The organism is Halomonas sp. NO4 (assembly GCF_010994375.1).
Taxonomy (GTDB): Bacteria; Pseudomonadota; Gammaproteobacteria; order Pseudomonadales; family Halomonadaceae; genus Halomonas.
Window position 1 is genome coordinate 143127 of record NZ_WHMA01000001.1, and the last position, 17930, is coordinate 161056.

Consider the following 17930-nt stretch of genomic DNA (forward strand, 5'->3'; position numbering starts at 1 on the left):
TTGAATAAAAAGTATAAATATTTATTCTTTCATCGAATAAAGCCGGGGCGTTATGGTGCCCCCTGACGATTCGCCAATCTCTCTGCAGCAGGACCGGCCGAATGTATCGCTATGACACCCACGACCAGACCTTGGTCAACGAACGCGTCGCCCAGTTTCGCGACCAGATGAACCGTTATCTGGCCGGGCGGCTCAGCGAGGAGGAGTTTCTGCCCCTGCGCGTGCAGAATGGCCTCTATGTCCAGCGCTACGCCCCGATGCTGCGCATCGCCATTCCCTACGGCATGCTGGCCTCCTATCAGCTGCGCAAGCTCGGCGATCTGGCCCGCGACTACGACCGCGGCTACGGCCATTTCACCACCCGTACCAACCTGCAGCTCAACTGGCCAAAGCTGGAGACGGTGCCCGACATGCTGGGCGAGCTGGCCAGCGTGCAGATGCACTCCATCCAGACCAGCGGCAACGACATCCGCAACACCACCACCGACCAATTCTCCGGGGTGGCCGAGGACGAGGAGGTCGATCCGCGTCCCTGGTGCGAGCTGATCCGCCAGTGGTCGACCTTCCACCCCGAGTTCACCTACCTGCCGCGCAAGTTCAAGATCGCCGTCACCGGCGCGGCCGAGGATCGCGCGGCGATCCAGGTGCACGACGTGGGCCTGCGCCTGTGGCGCGACGAACACGATGAGGTACGCGTCAAGGTGCTGGCCGGTGGCGGGCTGGGCCGCACGCCGATGATCGGCGACGTGGTGCGCGAGGACCTCCCCTGGCAGCACCTGCTCACCTACCTGGAAGCCCTGGTGCGCGTCTATAACCAGTTCGGCCGCCGTGACAACAAGTTCAAGGCGCGCATCAAAATCCTGGTGAAGGCTCTGGGCATCGAGGAGTTCCGCCGCCGGGTCGATGCCGAGTGGGCCCACCTCAAGGAGGGCAGCCAGACCCTGACCCGCGAAACCGTCGAGGCCATGCAGGCCCACTTCATCGATCCCGAGCGCCGCGAGGTGCCGGCCGCGGCCCAGGCCGAGATCGAGCGGCTGCGCGGCGAGAACCGCGCCTTCGCGCGTTTCATGACCAACAACGTGCACGGCCACAAGGTCCCCGGCTACAAGGCGGTGACCCTATCGCTCAAGCGCCGCGGCCACTCCCCCGGCGACGTGACCTGGGAGCAGATGCACCAGATCGCCGACCTGGCCGACGAATACAGCTTTGGCGAGCTGCGCGTCACCCACGAGCAGAACCTGGTGCTCACCGACGTGCCCATGGACCGCCTCGAGGCGCTGTGGCACGAGTTGGAGGCGCTGGGTCTGGCCAATCCCACGGTGGGCACCCTGGCCGACCTGATCTGCTGCCCCGGCGGCGACTACTGCGCCCTAGCCAACGCTAAGTCGATCCCCGTCGCCCAGGCGATCCAGGAGCGCTTCGAGGACTTGGATTTCCTCTACGACCTGGGGCCGCTGGAGCTCAACATCTCGGGCTGCATGAACGCCTGCGGTCACCACCATGTCGGCCACATCGGCATCCTCGGCGTCGACAAGAAGGGCGAAGAGTTCTACCAGATCTCGTTGGGCGGTGCCCAGGGCGACGAGGCGTCGCTGGGCAAGATCCTGGGGCCGTCGTTCTACCGCGACAGTGTCCCGGACGTCATCGACAAGGTGCTGCAGGTCTACGTCGGCGAGCGCCACGACGGCGAGACCTTCCTCGACACCTATCGCCGTATCGGTCTCAAACCCTTCAAGGAGCGGGTCTATGCCTGATCAAGCCACCGTCACACGTCCCCTCATTCGTCGGGGAGTGCCCGACGCGGATCGCTGGACCCTGATTCGCGATCCCGAGTCCGCGCTCCCCGAGGGGCCGGCCATCGTGCCGCTCGAGCAGTGGCGGGAAGCCGCGCCGAGCGAGGACCTGGCGCCCTGGCTTGCCAGCGACACCGAACTGACGCCGGAGCTGGCCGATGCCCTGCAGGACGCGCCGCTGATCGCCATCGACTTCCCCAAGTTCACCGACGGTCGCGGCTATTCGCTGGCCCGGCTGCTGCGCGAGCGCTATGGCTACCCGGGTGAGATCCGCGCCATCGGCGACGTGCTGGTGGACCAGGTGTTCTTCCTGACCCGCTGTGGTTTCGATGCCCTCTCGCTGCGCGAGGACCAGTGGCTGGAGGATGCCCTGCGTGCCCTCAACGCCTTCAGCCGCGCTTACCAGCCGGCCGTGGACGAGCCCGAACCGCTGTTCCGCCATCGCCTGCGCGAGGCGATCCACGAGGCCGAGCCTGCCTTCGCGTGAGATCAGCCTTCTATCAAATGACGCCGACCCTTAGGTCAGCGTCTTAGTATCGGCGCGACGTCAGCCACGCCGCTTCTGCTGGCGTTCGCGGTTTGCGGCCCGTGCGCGTTCGCTCTTGCGCAGCATCACCCAGGTGGCGCCCAGGCCACCGTCGGACGGCTGGGCGGAAACGAAGGCCTGCACCTGCTCGAACTGGGCCAGCCACTTGGCCAGATAGGAGCGCAGCACGTTGGGGGCGCTGTCGATCTCGCGGCCGCGGCCATGCACGATCAACACCGAGCGCAGGTCATGGGCCTGGGCTTCCTCGATGAAGCCGGGCAGCGTGCGGCGACACTCGGCGAGGGGGCGGCGCAGCAGGTGCAGCCGCGCCTGGGCTGCATAGCCGCCATGGCGCAGGCGGTCCACCACCCCCTGCTGGATGCCGTCGCGGCGGAACTCCAGGGGATCGAAGGGCGGTAGCAGTTCGACGAAGTCGTCGGAGAGGAAGCTGTCGCCCGCGCTTTCGGCCTCGGCGCTCTCGCGCCGGGCCAGCTGCGCTTCGCTGGGCGCCCGACGCGGCCGGCCGGGGTCGGCGCGGTTGCCTTCACGCCGCAAGGGTTGCACGTCCCCCATCAGGGCCCGAAAGTCGTGATCGTCGCGTGCCGACTGTGTCATGGCGTACCTCCGGGGTCGTCTGGGGAAGTTCCATGCTAGCAGAGCACCGCCACGGGCTTAAGTCGGGCCGCACGGCGTGGCAGGATGGCGGCTATCCGCCGCTTGCCATCCCGCTGAGGAGTGCCATGCGCCTGCTTCGTTGGTCCGTTACCCTGTTGCTCCTCGCCCCCTTGGCGCTGGCCGGTTGGCTATGGTGGACCCTGCTCAGCCCCTTCACCTACGACCGCCCCGAGCATCTGCCACCGGTCGAGACAGGCCCCCATGCGGTCTTCGTCTACGGCACGCTGCGCCATGCCCCGGTGCGCTGGCTGGTCTACGGGCGCGTCGGCGACCCGCAACCGGCGGTGCTCGAGGACTTTCGCCGCGAGGGTCTCGATATCGCCGAGGCGCCCGGGAAGGCGGTCGAGGGCGTGGTGCTCGAGGTCTCCGCCCGGGAGCTCGCCCGGCTCGACCGCTACGAGCGGCTGGGGATTCGCTATGAACGCGTGCGCGTGACCCTTTCCGACGGAAGCCAGGCCTGGGCATACCAGCGGCTGGACAGGGCGGCCGAGCCCGAAGCGCAGTTGTGAGCCACTCCCCCCCCTTCTACAATGGCCGCCACTTCGTCACGGATCGAGGAGCCGGCATGCCCATTACCCTGTATCACAACCCTCGCTGTTCCAAGTCGCGCCAGGCCCTGGCGCTGCTGGAGGAGCGCGGCATCGAGGTGCGCCAGCGCCGCTACCTGGACGAGCCGCCGAGCGAGGCCGAGCTGCGCGACCTGCTGTCGCGGCTCGACGCCGACGGCCATGCCCTGGTGCGCACCCAGGAAGCCGAATGGAAGGCGATGGACCCGGAGGTCGATCTGAGCGACCAGGAGCAGGTGATCGCGGCTATCGTTGCCCATCCCCGCCTGCTGGAGCGCCCCATTGCCGACGACGGCGAGCGAGCGGTGCTCGGTCGTCCGCCGGAAGACGTGCTCGCCCTGGTCGATGCCGACTGATCCCCCCGCCTGCCGCCCCACCCGCCACCAGGAGCCCGGATGAGCGCCTCCCTGCCCTACGTATTGATCCTCTACTACTCCCGCTACGGGGCCACCCGCGCCATGGCCGAGCAGTTCGCCGCCGGCGTCGAGTCCTGTCCGGGCATCGATGCCCGGCTGCGCACCGTGCCGCCGGTATCGCCGACCTGCGAGGCGGTGGACCCGGAGATTCCCGCCGAAGGCGCCATCTACGCCAGCCTCGACGACCTGCGCCACTGCGCGGGCCTGGCGCTGGGCAGCCCGACGCGCTTCGGCAACATGGCCGCCCCGCTCAAGCACTTCGTCGACTCCACCAGCGAACTGTGGCTGGGCGGGGCGCTGAACGACAAGCCGGCCACCGCCTTCACCTCCACCGCCAGTCTGCACGGTGGCCAGGAGACCACGCTGATCTCGATGCTGCTGCCGCTACTGCACCTTGGCATGGTCTACGCCGGCATTCCCTACAGCGAGACCGAGCTCATGGAAACCACCACGGGTGGCACCCCCTATGGCGCCAGCCACCTGGCCGGCCAGCGCAGTGATCGCGTGCTGGACGACCACGAACGCCACCTGGTGCGGGCTCAGGGGCAGCGCCTTGCTCGCCTGGCCCTGGCCCTGCAGCCGCTGCGGGAGGCGCCATGAGACGCTGGCTGGAGTCACTGGAAGCCCAATACGGCGTGGATGTGCTGACCGAGCGGGCGCGACGACTGGTCCTCGGCAGCCTGGCGGTCCTGCTGGTACTGCTGGTTTGGGGCGGTCTGTCGATGCAGGCCGGCGACAATCCCCTGTTGCCGATCCTCATTCGCATCCTGCCGCTGGTGCTCTTCCTCCCTTCGATTCTCGGTCGCCGGCCGCGGGGCCATGCGTGGCTGGCCTTCGTCAGCCTGCTCTACTTCGCCCAGGGGGTGATGCTGGCCACCCTGCCCGGCCAGGGTCTGCTCGGCCTACTGGAGGCCGTGAGCGCTCTGGCGCTGTTCACCGGCAGCATGTTCTATGCGCGCTTTCGCAGCCGGCAGCTGAAGGCAAGCCAACAGCGCTGAGGAGAGGTGGCCCGGCCGGTGCCGGGGGCGTCGAGAAACAGGTGTTGTGCTCCTTTCGCGCAGCAGCGACCATAGCGGGAAACGATGAGGAGACCGCCATGACACGCAACATTGCCGATATTCGCCGCGACTACGAGGGCGGACGGCTGGATGAGGATCAGGTGCCCGACGACCCTCGGGTGCTGTTCGACGAATGGATGACCCTGGCCCTGGAAAACGAAGGCGAGGACGGCAACGCCATGACGCTGGCCACGGTGGACAGCCAGGGGCTGCCGCATGCGCGGGTGTTGCTGCTCAAGGGCTATGACGAGCAGGGTCTGGTCTTCTACACCAACTATCACAGCCACAAGGGCAGCGAGCTGGCCAATGTGCCGCATGCTGCCCTAGTGTTCTGGTGGCCGTCGCTGTCCCGCCAGGTGCGTGTCGAGGGGCGCGTCGAGCAGGTCTCGGCCGAGGAGTCGGACGCCTACTTCGAAAGCCGCCCGCGGGCCAGCCAGTTGGGCGCCTGGATTGCCACCCAGAGCGTGGTGATTCCCGGCCGCCAGTGGATCGAGGAGCGTCAGCATCGCTTCGAACAGGCCTACGAGGGCCAGACGGTGCCCCGCCCGGTGCACTGGGGCGGCTACCGCGTGATTCCCGACATGTTTGAGTTCTGGCAGGGACAGCCCAGCCGCCTGCACGACCGGTTGCGCTTCGAACAGCGCGAGGGCCGCTGGCACCTCTTCCGTATGGCGCCCTGAAACGCCGCATCTCCTGTGTCGTAACGTAAAAGTCCCCTCGCGCGGGGGCTGATGTTCGGGGTTGCCGTGTCAGTCGGGTAGGCTTTCCAGGCGGTGCCGCTGCCACTCGCTCTCCGGCTCGTTGAGCCGCAACACGGCGTCCACTACCTGCTCCTCCATGTTGTAGCGCTGCTTGAAGCCCAGGTGCTTCATCAGCGCCCGCATGGGGTGGTTGTCGACCATGATCTTGCCGATCATCTCCAGGGTGCCCACGCTCTGACAGTAGGCGATCATCTTGTTCATCAGCAGGCTGCCGAGCCCCTGTCCCTTCATGTCGTCACGCACGATGATCGAGAACTCGGTGCGGATGTTGTCCGGGTCGTTCCACACCCGCACCACCCCCAGCATCTCCTTGCTGCCGTCCGCCTTCTGGTGCTCGGCGATGAAGGCCATCTGCCGGTCGTAGTTGATGTGCGAGAGGATCGACAGGTCGCGCTGGGTGAGATCCGACTTGTTGTGGAAGTAGCGGAAGCGAATGCTCTCCTCGGAGAGCTGCTCGTGGAAGCTGGTGATCAGCGGTGCGTCCTCGGCACGGATGGGGCGCACCTCGACGGCCATGCCGTTCTTGAGCGTCGTCCATTCGCGCAGCTCCTCCGGGTAGGGCATGATCGCGAAGCGCGCCGGCGCGCCGAGATCGAGGGCGAAGTCGACCGCCTGGATGCCGTCGCGGTTGAGCAGCAGCGGATTGAGCTCCAGGCCGCGCAGGTCGAGCAAGTCCGAGGCCATCTGCGAGAGTTTGACCAGCAGCTCGCAGAGGCGGTCCAGGTCGCGCTCGGGATGACTCGAGTGCTCGCGAATCAGCCGCGCGGCGTGGGTGCGCCCCACCACGTCGGCGGCCAGGGTCATGTTGAGCGGCGGCAGTGCCACCTGGCGGTCGGCCAGGATATTGACCTTGTAGCCGCCGATGCCGAAAACGATCACCGGACCGAACACCGGATCGCGGGTGATGCCGGCGCAGACCTGCAGCGAGTGCTTGCCGCGCTGCATGGGCTGCAGGCAAAACTCGCGAATGGCCATGGTCGGGAACTTCTCGCCCACCTTCTCGCCGAGCTGCTCAACGCCTTCGGCGACCTGTTCCGGCGTGGTCAAATCCTGCAGCAGCCCGGCGGAGAGCTTGTGCGGGTGACGGCGATAGCGAAACGGCACGCAGTTGCCCTCGTGCACCACCTTGAGCGCCATGGGGCCGGCCATTTCCGCCGCGGCGGCTGCGCCCTCCTCGGGAGTTCGCACGTAGCGGCCGGGCGCCACGGGAATGCCGTAGGCCTCGAGGACCTGCGCCGTCTCCGAATGGGAGAGGCTGTCGCGGCCCTCCGCCTTGGCGCGCTGGATCAGCGCGCGGCACTCGGCGCGAATGTCGCTGGTGGTGGCAAAGGGCAGGCTGGGCGGCGTCTCCTGCAGCAGCGCCTGGACGCGCTGGTAGTCCACCATGTGCATGAAGGCCTTGACCGCCTTCTCCGGCGAGACATAGGTGGGAATCCCGGCCAGGCTGCAGGCGTGGCGGGCATCCAGCGCCCCCTCCAGGCCCATCCAACTGGTCAGCAGGTTGCGCCGGAAACGCTTGCGGCTGGCGATGAGCGCCTCAGCCGTGGCTTTGGAGGGTGCCAGGCGCGTCGGAGCGTGAACCACCAGCACGGCGTCCACGCCGGGGTCGGCGGCGACGATCTCCAGTGCCTCGACGAACTTCTCCGGGGTGGCGTTGCCGCCCAAGTCCACCGGATTCTCGCCGGGCTTGCTCATGTCGAAATCGCCGTCGCAGAGGGCATCGTGGGTCTCGCGGGAGAAGGCCGCGAGACGCCCGCCGGCGCTGATCAGCTTGTCGATGGCGAGCATTGCCGGCCCCAGGCCGTTGGCGACGATGGCCAGTCGGTCGCCCTTGAGCGGCTTCATCTGCGACAGCGTCATCAGGGCGTCGAAGAGCTCGTCGGAGTCGTTGACGCGCACCACGCCGGCTCGCGAGAAGGCGGCGTCGAAGATCACGTCGCGGTTGGCAATCCCGGGCGTGGGCGGCAGGTTGAAGAGGTCCGACTCCGGCGTGCGCCCGCTCTTGATGGCCAGCACCAGTCGATGGCGCGAGGCGTCGCGCAGCGCCGTCATGAAGTGCAGAGAATCCTGGATGCGTTCCAGGTGCAGGAGGATGGCCTGAGTGGGCGCATACTGGTTGATGTAGTCGAGCAGGTCGGGAAGCATGACGTCGACGCTGTCGCCGACCGTGATCAGGTGCGAGAAGCCGATGCCGCGCCCCGCCGCCCAATCGATCATGGCGTTGCCGAGCATCCCCGACTGCCCCAGGTAGGCCACCTTGCCCGCTTTGACCGGCTGGCTGGCGTAGGAGGCGTTGAGGTGACGCCCGGGCACGATCAACCCCATGCACTCCGGACCCAGCACGCGAATGCCGGACTCCCGGGCGGCGGTGAGCATGCGGTCGCGAATCGACGCCTGGCCGGATTCGGCGTCGTCCAGATGGGCACCCGCGGAGAGCACCAGGGCGGCCTTGACGCCGACCCGGCCCAGTTGAGCGATCACCTTGGGCAGCGTCGCGGCGGGCGAGGCGACCACCGCCAGGTCAGGCGTCTCCGGCAGATCGCGGATGTGCGCCACACAGGGGCGGCCGAACACCGTGTCGTAGCCCTTGGGGTTGACCGCCCATACCGAGCCGCGGAAACCGGCATCCTCAAGGTTGCGGATCACCAGGCCGCCGATGGAGTGCGCCTTCTCCGAGGCGCCGACGACCGCCACGGTGCGAGGTTCGAAGAAGTGCCGCAGGAATCGGGTGCCCAAGTCGTGTCCTCCTCCAGGTCAATGGCTCCACCCTGTGTACGACTTATTGCGACTGTCGTGCAAGGGATTGAGCGCATTAAGGTGACTTCAATCATTCTGGAGCGCGCGCATGATCACGGCCTATATCACCCACCCGGACTGCAATCTGCATCACATGGGCCCCGACCACCCTGAAAGCCCCCTGCGCCTGGAGGCCATCCGCGCCCGTTTGGCGCTGGCCGGCGTGCTGCAGCAGACCATGCAGTCCGAAGCGCAGCCTGCCTCCGAGGAGGAGTTGGCGCGGGTTCACCCCCTGCGCCACCTGCGCGCCCTCGACAAGTGCGTCCCCGAAAGCGGCATCGTCACCCTCGACAGTGACACCCTGATGAACCCCGACAGCCTGCGCGCGGCCCGGGTGGCGGCGGGTGCGGTGATCCGCGGCGTCGACCAGGTGTTTCGGCGCCAGGCCGACAACGTCTTCTGTGCCGTTCGCCCGCCGGGCCACCATGCCGAGGCGGCCGACGCCATGGGCTTCTGCTTCTACAACAACGTCGCCGTGGGAGCGGCCCACGCGCGCGCCAAATACAGCGCCCGGCGCGTCGCCATCCTCGATTTCGACGTGCACCAGTGCAACGGCACCATCGACATCTTCAAGGACGATCCCGAGGTGCTGATCTGCACCAGCTTCCAGTACCCTTTCTACCCCTGGCGCTACCTGCGCAGCGAGTGGCAGAACGTGGTCAACACGCCGCTCGAGGCCGGCACCGACAGTGCCGGCTTCCGGCGCGCCATCGAGGACGACTGGCTGCCGGCACTGCACGCCTTCAAGCCCGAGATCGTCCTGCTGTCGGCCGGTTTCGACGCCCACCACGAGGACCCCCTGGCCGAGCTGTGCCTGACCGAGGCGGACTACCACTGGGTGACGCACTTGGCCATGGAGATCGCTGCCCTCTACGCCGACAACCGACTGGTCTCGGTACTCGAGGGCGGCTACGACCTCGACTCCCTGGGGCGCAGTACCGAGGCCCACCTCAAGGCACTGCTCGGCCTGCCCTTCGACACCTGACGCACAGGACATTGCGGGGGTCGTTTCCGCAATGCCGGCGCGGCCATTTGTGGTACGCTTTCGGGAAATTCTGTTTCCGATAGTGAACGCCTAGATGACCACGACCACCGACCAGGAGGCCGCGCTGCGTATCGCGTCCGGTCGCAAGCCCTTCGTGGAGCCGCTGCGCCTGGGCGAGCGCCTCAGGGAGCTGCGCCTGGCCAACCAGTGGACCCTGGAGGACGTCAGCCGCCGCACCGGCCTGGCGCGTTCCACGCTCTCCAAGATCGAGAACGACCAGATCTCGCCCACCTTCACGGCGGTGCAGAAACTGATCAACGGCCTGGGCATCGACCTGCCCCAGCTGCTCACGCCGCCGCGCAGCCAACCGCGCACCATGGGGCGGCGCGACCTGACCCGCCGGGGTGACGGCCAGCACCACCCCACCCCCACCTACGAGCATGAGCTCCTGAGCTGCGAGCTGGCGCAGAAGCGCATGATCCCCTTCAAGACCATCGTGCGCGCTCGCCACTTCGACGAGTTCAGCGAGTGGGTGCGCCATGACGGCGAGGAATTCCTGATGGTCCTCGAAGGGGCGGTCCGCCTCTACACCGAGTTCTACGAGCCGCTCACCCTGGGGGCGGGCGACAGCATCTACTTCGACAGCGACATGGGGCACGCCCTGGTGTCGGTGAGCGATGAGGATGCAGTGGTTCTGTCCGTCTGCACCCCGGCGGAAACCTAGGCTTTCGCCCGTGCCCGATCACCCGGTCGCCGCGGCGGCACGGCGTCAAGAACCAGGCGCGCGTCGGCATGGATCGCTTGGAAGTGGCGCCCCTTGGCGCGGGCGATCAGCAGCACGCCGAAGCGGCTGGCCAGCTCCACGCCCTTCTGGGTCACGCCCGAGCGAGAGACCAGCACGCTGATGCCCATCTGGGCGACCTTGAGCACCATTTCCGAGGTCAACCGCCCGGTGGTGTAGAAGAGATCGGCCGAGGCGGACGCGACGCCGCCCACTCCCGCCGCTGCCAGCCACTGGCGTCCCGCCAGGGTGTCCACGGCGTTGTGGCGCCCCACGTCCTCCACGAAATCGAGCACCTCCGCCTGGCGGCACAGCGCACAGCCGTGCACCGCGCCGGCGCTCTTGTAGGTCTCGTTGAAGTCGTTCAGGCGCTCCAGCAGCGCATAGAGCACCGACTGCGGCAGCTGGGTCGCCGGCAGCGGCGTGAGCGCCGTGGCCTCCAGCAGGCGACCGAACACCGTGCCCTGACCGCAGCCCGTGGTCACGGTGCGTTGGCCCAGGCGCGCCTCGAGATCGTCCGGGAGGTGGCGGGTGACCACCGCCGCGGCTTCCACCTCCCAGTCGACGTGAACGGCAGTGAGATCCTCGAGAGCGCCGAGCAGTCCCTGGTTGCGCAGGTAGCCCACCACCAGCGCCTCGGGATCGGCTCCCAGCGTCATCAGGGTGACGATCTCGCGGCGGTTGAGATAGAGCGTCAGGGGGCGCTCGGCGGCGATGGCCTGCCGGCGAGGTTCCCCGTACTCGTCGACCACGTCGACTTCCACCGTGGCGGGCAGGCGAGCCCGACTCAGGCTCAACGATGGCATGGCAAGCTCCTCGGCGTAGCGTTGATCCCCATGATGGCACTCCTCGACGCGGACGTCTTTACTGAAAGCCATCGGCCAATCCACCACCGGAGATCATGCCATGACGGGCAGTGTGAGCCGACGCCCGCTGAGCTTCGCTCTCGCCGGGGAGTCACAGCGTATCAAGGGATTCGCCACCACTCGCTGGCGTATCGTCGACCTGGCGCCGGGCGACGGCGGCCCCTGGGTGCTGAGTCTTCAGCTCTATCTCACCGAGCGGGCCGCCTACCGATTCAACCTCACCGGCGGTTCACCGCGCCTCTTCGTGCGTGCCGGTGACGCTGGTGAGACTCCCCGCCCCACGGCCATCTCGGCGAGCCAGGACGTGGCCGCCGCCTGGCTCGATGGCGAGCAGCAGGTGCTGGAGGTCGCCATGCCCCTGGCCATCCAGGCCTGGGTCGAGGCCTACCTGGCCCGCCACGGGGAGGCGCCGGACGAGGGGCGCAAAAAGAAGCGCCCGGGGGCGGGCCGTGCCCGGGAGGTGAACCCATGAACCGTCTGAACCGCTGGTCGGAACGCAAGCGGGCCGGTCAGGCTGTCCCCGCGAGCGACGCGCCCGCCCACACTGAGTCAAGCCAAGACGCTGACGCCATGGTTGAGGCGCCTCGCGAGGCTTCGGCGGACGCCACACCACCCCCCGAGCCGGGCAGCCTCGACCACACCCTGCCCGACCCGGACAGCCTGGCCCCCGGCAGCGACATCAAGGCGTTCCTGTCCCCCGGCGTGAGCGCCGGGCTGCGCCGACGCGCCCTGCGTCGTCTCTTCGCCGCCGATCATTACGGGGTGCGCGACGGACTGGACGACTACGACGACGACTACCGCCGCCAGCTCCAACCCCTGGCCAGCGAGCTGGCCCAGCGGCTGCGTCAGTGGACACGGCAAGTCTCCGGCGAGGAAGGCCCCCGCGAGGTAGGCACGAGCGAGACGGCCGGCGGTGATCATGCCACCGGTCACTCCCATGATGAGGAAGTGGCAGCCGACAACAGCAGCGCGACCACCGGTGAGGAGGACGAAACCCTCCCTCGTGAGGCGGTGCCGCCTCAGTCCGCCTTAGACGAAGGATGTAGTGGCAAGAACGCCGAAAGCGACCAACACTGAAACATTAGCAAGCCTTCAAACGGCTTTGGCTCACAACAACGACAGTAACGACACGATAACAATTACAGACCGTGAGACCGCATGAACCAACATATCCAGCTGGTATCGGATAACGAGCCGTCGAACCGGCTCGCCCGAGCCCACGCCTTCCGCCGTATCTCCTGGCCGGTCAACCTGGCACCGGCGGGCGTCGACTACCTCAGCCGCGGCCACGCCCTACTGCTGGGCAACGAGCGCGACGTGCGCCGCGCTGCCCAGGCCCTGGCCGGCACTCGCCTGGCCAGTCTGACCCTGCTGTTCACCGAGCCCGTGAAGGGAGCGAGCGACGCCGCTGACGCGGCCCTGCTCAAGGCCACCCGGCATCTCGCCAGCCATGCGCTCACCGCTGCCCAGGCCCGCACGCTTCGCCTCGACGGCCATCTCGGCCGGTTCATGGTAAGCGTCGAGCAGGCGGGCGAGCGGCTCGATCTCGCCCGCGCTCTCGCTGACCGCGCGCACTTCGATTGCGTCCTCGACCTCGGCGAGCGCCCTGCCCTCGTCCTCGAGCTGCCGCCGCCGGGCTATATCGCCACCCGAAGCGACGATCCCGACCATGCAGCGCAGCTCGATGCCTTCGGCGAGCTCATCGGGGAGTTCGACAAGCCGCGCTACTTCCAGGTGAACGCCGACCTCTGTGCCCACTCGGCCAACGGCAATGGCGGCTGCACCCGCTGTCTCGAGGTGTGTCCGGCGGATGCCATCGCCAGCCGCCAGGGGCGCATCGACGCCTGGATCGAGATCGACCCCTTCCGTTGCCACGGTGTGGGTAGCTGCAGCAGCGCCTGCCCCACCGGGGCCATCCAGTTCCGCGTGCCGGAAACGCAGCGGCAGCAGGAGACGCTCGTTGCCTGGCTGGCGGCCTACCGCGAGGCGGGTGGCACGACACCGGTGGTGCGTTTCACCCCGGCCCAGTATCTGGACGAGGAGCACCTGTCTGGTGACGACGAGCCGGCCGGCCACGTACTCGACGTCCCCCTCGAGGAGCTGGGCGCCGCCGGCCACGACCAGTGGCTTGCCGCGCTCGCCGCCGGCGCCGCCGAGATGCGCCTTCAGTATCATCCCGACATGCCGCCACGCCTGGTGGACTTCCTGGACGGCGAATTGGCGCTCGCCCGCGCGCTGCTCGTGGCACTGGGGCATGACCCGGAGCGCATCCAGCCACTGACGGTGAACGACCGCAAGGGGCGCGACGCGATCCCCCCGCACGGCGTGCTGACGGCCGAGCCGCTGCAGTTCGATAGCGACGACAAGCGCACGCGCCTCGACCAAGTGCTCGGGCGCCTGGCAGCGCTGGGTGCGCCGAGCGGGGAGCGCCAAGCCCTGCCGGCGGGCGCTCCCTACGGCGGGCTGGCGGTCGATGCCCAGGCCTGCACCCTGTGCATGGCCTGCGTGGCGAGCTGCCCCACCCCGGCCCTGGCAGCCGGCAGCGACAGCCCACAGCTGAGCTTTCGCGAGGCGGACTGCGTGCAGTGTGGCCTCTGTGCCGAGGCCTGCCCGGAAGACGCCATCCGCCTGGTGCCCGGTTTCCTGGCCGACGCGACTCGTCGCGAGCGCAGGGTGTGCCACGAAGAAGCACCGTTCGACTGCATCCGCTGCGGCAAACCGTTCGCCACGGCCAGCACCATCGCCACGATCAAGGCCAAGCTCGCCGATCACCCCTACTTCGCCGGCGAAGCCATGGCACGCCTCGAAATGTGCGAGGACTGTCGTGTCCGCGATGTCTGGCGGACGCTGGCCCACGACCCCGAGTCCCAGTTGAAGGTATAGCCATGCGTGATGCTCCCGATTGCACCCAGGACGAGACCCGCGCGCTGCGTGCCGACATCTATCGCCTGCTGGCGCGCCTGCTGCGTGAGCCGCCGAGCCACGAGCTGCTCGACTGGCTCGCGGGGCTCGATGTCGACGTGAGCGAGGGCGACCTCGCCACCCACTGGGCCGGGCTGGTCGAGGCGGCCCGGCAGGCCACGCCCGAGGACCTGGCGCGCGCGCATTTCCGTCATCTGGTCGGGGTGATCCAGGGCGAGATCACTCCCTACGCCTCCTGGTATCGGAACGGCGAACTGATGGATGAGGCCCTGCTCAGCCTGCGCCGCGACCTGCGCACGCTGGGCATTGCGCGTCGCGAGGCCGTCCCCGAACCCGAGGATCACCTGGCCGCCCTGTGCGAGAGCATGGCCCTGCTGATCGAGGCCGGCAGCGGCGACGAGGCGCGCTTCTTCATGGCGCACCTCGCCCCCTGGGCGACGGAGTGCCTGGCTGACCTGGCGCGCGTCGACACCCTCTTCTATGCCCGGCTCGGCGAGCTGGGCATCGCTTTCCTGGCCCATGAACGCCACCACCTCGAGGACGAGGCGGTACAGGATCCCGTGCGCCTCGTCGAGCCGTGAGTCGGGCTGCCTGCGCACACTGACAAGCCCATGACCCAACCGGAAGACAGCGACCACAGCAACGACAACAACGCCCCTGAGGCATCGATCGTCGAGGAGAACACCATGCCAACCACACGCAACCCGCAGCGCCGGCGTTTCTTGAAGCACCTGGGCCTGGGAACGGCGGCAGCCGGCGCGGCCACCGCCGTGGGGCACGTCACTTTCGTGCAGGCCGAGCCCGAGCCGAGCCGTGACGAGACCGAGCGCTCGACCCGCTACCGGGAGACCGAGCACGTCCGTACCTTCTACGCCACCCTGCGTGACTGACGACAGAGCCAGGAGACCATCGCCATGCGACTGACCCGGAAATCCGATCTTCCCCAGGCGAAGGGACTTGGCATCTCTCGACGCCAGTTCCTCAAGCGTAGTGGTGCCGCCACCGGCGGCCTGGCTGCGGCCGGCTTCATGGGCGCACCGATGATGCAGCGGACCCGCGCAGCGGACAAGACGCCGGTGCTCGACTCGCCGGTGGAGACCAAGCGCACCGTTTGTTCCCACTGTTCGGTGGGCTGTGGTGTCTATGCCGAGGTGCAGGAAGGCATCTGGACCCGCCAGGAGCCCGCCTTCGACCACCCCATCAGCCGTGGCGCACACTGCGCCAAGGGCGCCTCGTTGCGACAGCACGGCCACTCCAGTCGCCGCCTCAAGTACCCCATGAAACTGGTGGGGGGCGAGTGGCAGCGCCTCTCCTGGGAAGAGGCCATCGAGGAGATTGGCGACAAGGTGCTCGAGCTCACCGAGCAGCACGGCCCCGACAGCATCTACTGGCTGGGCTCGGCCAAGTTCAACAACGAACAGGCCTACCTGCTGCGCAAGTTCGCGGCCCTGGCCGGCACCAATAACACCGACCATCAAGCGCGCATCTGCCACTCCACCACCGTGGCCGGGGTGGCCAACACCTGGGGTTACGGGGCGATGACCAACTCGCTCAATGACCTGCAGAACAGCAAGTCGATCATGTTCATCGGTTCCAACCCCAGCGAGGCGCACCCAGTGGCCATGCAGCATATCCTGCTGGCCAAGGAGCGCAGCGGCGCCCAGATCATCGTCGTCGACCCGCGCTTCACGCGTACCGCTGCCAAGGCCGACAGCTTCGTGCGCATCCGGCCCGGCTCCGACGTGGCCTTCATCTGGGGCCTGCTGTGGCATATCTTCGAGAACGGCTGGGAAGATCGCGAATACATCAATCAGCGGGTCTACGCCATGGACGAGGTGCGTACCGAGGTGGCGAACTTCCCGCCCAGCGAGGTGGAGCGCATCACCGGCGTGCCCGAGGCACAGATGCGCGATACCGCCCAGCGCCTGGCCGAGAACCGCCCCGGCTGCATCGTCTGGTGCATGGGCGGCACCCAGCACACCACCGGCAACAACAACACCCGCGCCTACTGCATCCTCGAGCTGGCGCTGGGCAATATCGGCAAGTCCGGCGGCGGGGCCAATATCTTCCGCGGCCACGACAACGTCCAGGGCGCCACCGACCTGGGGCTGATGTCGCACTCCCTGCCCGGCTACTACGGCCTCGCCGAGGGCGCCTGGGCTCACTGGGCACGCGTCTGGGACCTCGATCTCGACTGGCTCAAGGGTCGTTTCGACTCGACCGAGTACGCCGACGGCCAGCCCATGTATTCCAGCGGCATCACAGTGTCGCGCTGGATCGACGGGGTGCTCGAAGAAGAGGAGGCGATCTCACAGCGTACCCGGCTCAAGGCGATGTTCTACTGGGGGCATGCGGTCAACTCCCAGACCCGCGGGCCCGAGATGCAGCAGGCCATGCAGCAGCTGGAGATGATGGTCATCGTCGACCCCTACCCCACCGTGGCCGGCGTCATGCACGGCCGCAGCGACGGCGTCTACCTGCTGCCGGCGGCCACTCAGTTCGAGACCTACGGCAGCGTGACCGCGACCAACCGTTCGCTGCAGTGGCGCGACAAGGTGATCGATCCGCTGTTCGAGTCGAAGCCCGACCACGAGATCATGTATCTGCTGGCCCGTAAGCTGGGCTTCGGCGACGAACTGGTCAAGAACTATGAGATGAACGGCGACGAGCCTCTGATCGAGGACATCACCCGCGAATTCAACCGCGGCATGTGGACGGTGGGCTATACCGGCCAGAGCCCCGAGCGTCTCAAGGCCCACCAGCAGAACTGGCACACCTTCAGCTTCCGTACGCTGCAGGCCCAGGGAGGCCCGGCCGACGGCGACTACTACGGCCTGCCCTGGCCCTGCTGGGGCAATGCCGAGATGGGCCACCCCGGAACGCCGATCCTCTACGACACCAGCAAGCCCGTCTCCGAGGGTGGCTTGACGTTCCGCGCGCGCTTCGGCATCGAACGCGACGGCGAGAACATCCTCTCCGACGGCTCCTACAGTGCCGGCTCCGAGTTGGAGGACGGCTACCCGGAGTTCACCGCCGAGATGCTCAGGGACCTCGGCTGGTGGGACGATCTCAGCGACGACGAGAAAGCCGAGGCCGAGGGCAAGAACTGGAAGACCGACCTCTCCGGCGGCATTCAGCGGGTGGCCATCGCCCACGAGTGCTCTCCCTTCGGCAATGCCAAGGCGCGCTGCAATGTCTGGACCTTCCCCGACCCCATCCCCAAGCACCGCGAACCGCTCTACACCAGCCGTCGCGACCTGGTCGAGGACTATCCCACCTGGGATGACGTGGCTTCCCACTATCGGCTCCCCACGCTCTACAAGAGCATCCAGGAGAACGACGTCACCGGCGATTACCCCATCATCCTCACCTCAGGGCGCCTGGTGGAGTACGAAGGCGGCGGCGAGGAGACGCGCTCCATGTCGTGGCTCGCCGAGCTGCAGCAGGAGATGTTCGTCGAGATCAACCCGGCGCTGGCCAATGACCTGGGCATCGCCGAGGGCGACGACGTCTGGGTCGAGGGGGCTGAGGGCGGCCGTGTGCGCGTCAAGGCGCTGGTCACGCCCCGCGTGGCCCGTGAGGTGGTGTTCATGCCCTTCCACTTCGGCGGCATGTTCCAGGGCGAGAGCCTGCACGACCGCTACCCCGAAGGCTCGGCACCCTACGTGCTCGGCGAGGCGGCCAACACGGCGACCACCTACGGCTACGACACCGTGACGCAGATGCAGGAAACCAAGTGCACCCTGTGTCGCATCGAGAAGGCCAGCTGACGGCACCCGGTACCA

General features: G+C 67.7%; 18 protein-coding genes. 15 read left to right on the forward strand and 3 right to left on the reverse strand.

Translation table 11 applies throughout. The annotated features are described in order from the left end of the window. Positions 1 to 101: 101 nt before the first annotated feature. Both FEF15_RS00720 and FEF15_RS00725 read left to right on the forward strand, forming a co-directional pair. Positions 102 to 1754 (forward strand): nitrite/sulfite reductase, encoded by a 1653-nt coding sequence (locus FEF15_RS00720; RefSeq protein WP_163557171.1) that lies wholly within the window; start codon positions 102 to 104, stop codon positions 1752 to 1754. After that, positions 1747 to 2280, forward strand: a complete 534-nt coding sequence (locus FEF15_RS00725; RefSeq protein WP_163557172.1) for a DUF934 domain-containing protein — start codon at positions 1747 to 1749, stop codon at positions 2278 to 2280. Before FEF15_RS00720 ends, FEF15_RS00725 begins: the two co-directional genes overlap by 8 nt. A gap of 60 nt (positions 2281 to 2340) precedes the next feature. Here FEF15_RS00725 and smrA read toward each other — a convergent pair whose 3' ends face one another. After that, positions 2341 to 2934: a DNA endonuclease SmrA gene (gene smrA, locus FEF15_RS00730; RefSeq protein WP_163557173.1), complete on the reverse strand. Its 594-nt coding sequence runs from the start codon at positions 2932 to 2934 to the stop codon at positions 2341 to 2343. Positions 2935 to 2966: 32 nt separating this feature from the next. On the opposite strand from smrA, the gene FEF15_RS00735 reads away from it, so the two are divergent. The 5 genes from FEF15_RS00735 to pdxH all read left to right on the forward strand — a co-directional run bounded on the left by FEF15_RS00735 (position 2967) and on the right by pdxH (position 5714). Beyond that, positions 2967 to 3503, forward strand: coding sequence for a gamma-glutamylcyclotransferase family protein (locus FEF15_RS00735; RefSeq protein ID WP_346427851.1), 537 nt, complete (start codon positions 2967 to 2969; stop codon positions 3501 to 3503). A 56-nt stretch (positions 3504 to 3559) separates the two neighbouring features. Further along, positions 3560 to 3916, forward strand: coding sequence for an arsenate reductase (glutaredoxin) (gene arsC / locus FEF15_RS00740; RefSeq protein WP_163557174.1), 357 nt, complete (start codon positions 3560 to 3562; stop codon positions 3914 to 3916). A 39-nt stretch (positions 3917 to 3955) separates the two neighbouring features. Further along, the gene (wrbA, locus tag FEF15_RS00745) at positions 3956 to 4576 is read left to right on the forward strand and encodes an NAD(P)H:quinone oxidoreductase (protein ID WP_163557175.1); all 621 of its coding nucleotides are present in this window, start codon (positions 3956 to 3958) and stop codon (positions 4574 to 4576) included. Then, complete coding sequence (locus tag FEF15_RS00750; RefSeq protein ID WP_163557176.1) at positions 4573 to 4974, forward strand: DUF2069 domain-containing protein; 402 nt, start codon at positions 4573 to 4575, stop codon at positions 4972 to 4974. The genes wrbA and FEF15_RS00750 overlap by 4 nt, the downstream gene beginning before the upstream one ends. A gap of 98 nt (positions 4975 to 5072) precedes the next feature. Next, positions 5073 to 5714, forward strand: a complete 642-nt coding sequence (gene pdxH / locus FEF15_RS00755; RefSeq protein ID WP_163557177.1) for a pyridoxamine 5'-phosphate oxidase — start codon at positions 5073 to 5075, stop codon at positions 5712 to 5714. Positions 5715 to 5783: 69 nt separating this feature from the next. On the opposite strand, the gene FEF15_RS00760 is transcribed toward pdxH, so the two are convergent. After that, a complete protein-coding gene (locus FEF15_RS00760) occupies positions 5784 to 8531 on the reverse strand; it encodes a bifunctional acetate--CoA ligase family protein/GNAT family N-acetyltransferase (protein ID WP_163557178.1) in 2748 nt (915 codons plus the stop codon). A 109-nt stretch (positions 8532 to 8640) separates the two neighbouring features. Here FEF15_RS00760 and FEF15_RS00765 point away from each other — a divergent pair, with 109 nt between their 5' ends. Both FEF15_RS00765 and FEF15_RS00770 read left to right on the forward strand, forming a co-directional pair. Beyond that, a complete protein-coding gene (locus tag FEF15_RS00765) occupies positions 8641 to 9576 on the forward strand; it encodes a histone deacetylase family protein (RefSeq protein WP_163557179.1) in 936 nt (311 codons plus the stop codon). Between the two features lie 94 nt (positions 9577 to 9670). Continuing rightward, entirely contained in the window at positions 9671 to 10300 is a 630-nt protein-coding gene (locus FEF15_RS00770; RefSeq protein WP_163557180.1) for an XRE family transcriptional regulator, read from the forward strand. On the opposite strand, the gene FEF15_RS00775 is transcribed toward FEF15_RS00770, so the two are convergent. Further along, positions 10297 to 11163 (reverse strand): formate dehydrogenase accessory sulfurtransferase FdhD, encoded by an 867-nt coding sequence (locus FEF15_RS00775; RefSeq protein ID WP_163557321.1) that lies wholly within the window; start codon positions 11161 to 11163, stop codon positions 10297 to 10299. The two genes, FEF15_RS00770 and FEF15_RS00775, sit on opposite strands and share 4 nt — an antisense overlap. 100 nt (positions 11164 to 11263) lie before the next feature. Between FEF15_RS00775 and FEF15_RS00780 the strand changes: the two genes are divergently transcribed. The 6 genes from FEF15_RS00780 to FEF15_RS00805 all read left to right on the forward strand — a co-directional run bounded on the left by FEF15_RS00780 (position 11264) and on the right by FEF15_RS00805 (position 17915). Next, complete coding sequence (locus FEF15_RS00780) at positions 11264 to 11695, forward strand: DUF3305 domain-containing protein (protein WP_163557181.1); 432 nt, start codon at positions 11264 to 11266, stop codon at positions 11693 to 11695. Then, entirely contained in the window at positions 11692 to 12300 is a 609-nt protein-coding gene (locus tag FEF15_RS00785) for a DUF3306 domain-containing protein (protein ID WP_163557182.1), read from the forward strand. The genes FEF15_RS00780 and FEF15_RS00785 overlap by 4 nt, the downstream gene beginning before the upstream one ends. Positions 12301 to 12381: 81 nt before the next feature. Beyond that, positions 12382 to 14106, forward strand: a complete 1725-nt coding sequence (locus tag FEF15_RS00790; RefSeq protein ID WP_163557183.1) for a 4Fe-4S binding protein — start codon at positions 12382 to 12384, stop codon at positions 14104 to 14106. Positions 14107 to 14108: 2 nt separating this feature from the next. Continuing rightward, positions 14109 to 14726 carry a molecular chaperone TorD family protein gene (locus FEF15_RS00795; protein ID WP_163557184.1) on the forward strand — a complete coding sequence of 206 codons (618 nt, stop codon included), beginning with the start codon at positions 14109 to 14111 and terminating at the stop codon, positions 14724 to 14726. Positions 14727 to 14756: 30 nt separating this feature from the next. Next, entirely contained in the window at positions 14757 to 15035 is a 279-nt protein-coding gene (locus FEF15_RS00800; protein WP_240454028.1) for a twin-arginine translocation signal domain-containing protein, read from the forward strand. Between the two features lie 24 nt (positions 15036 to 15059). After that, positions 15060 to 17915 (forward strand): formate dehydrogenase subunit alpha, encoded by a 2856-nt coding sequence (locus FEF15_RS00805; RefSeq protein WP_163557185.1) that lies wholly within the window; start codon positions 15060 to 15062, stop codon positions 17913 to 17915. Positions 17916 to 17930 lie beyond the last annotated feature (15 nt).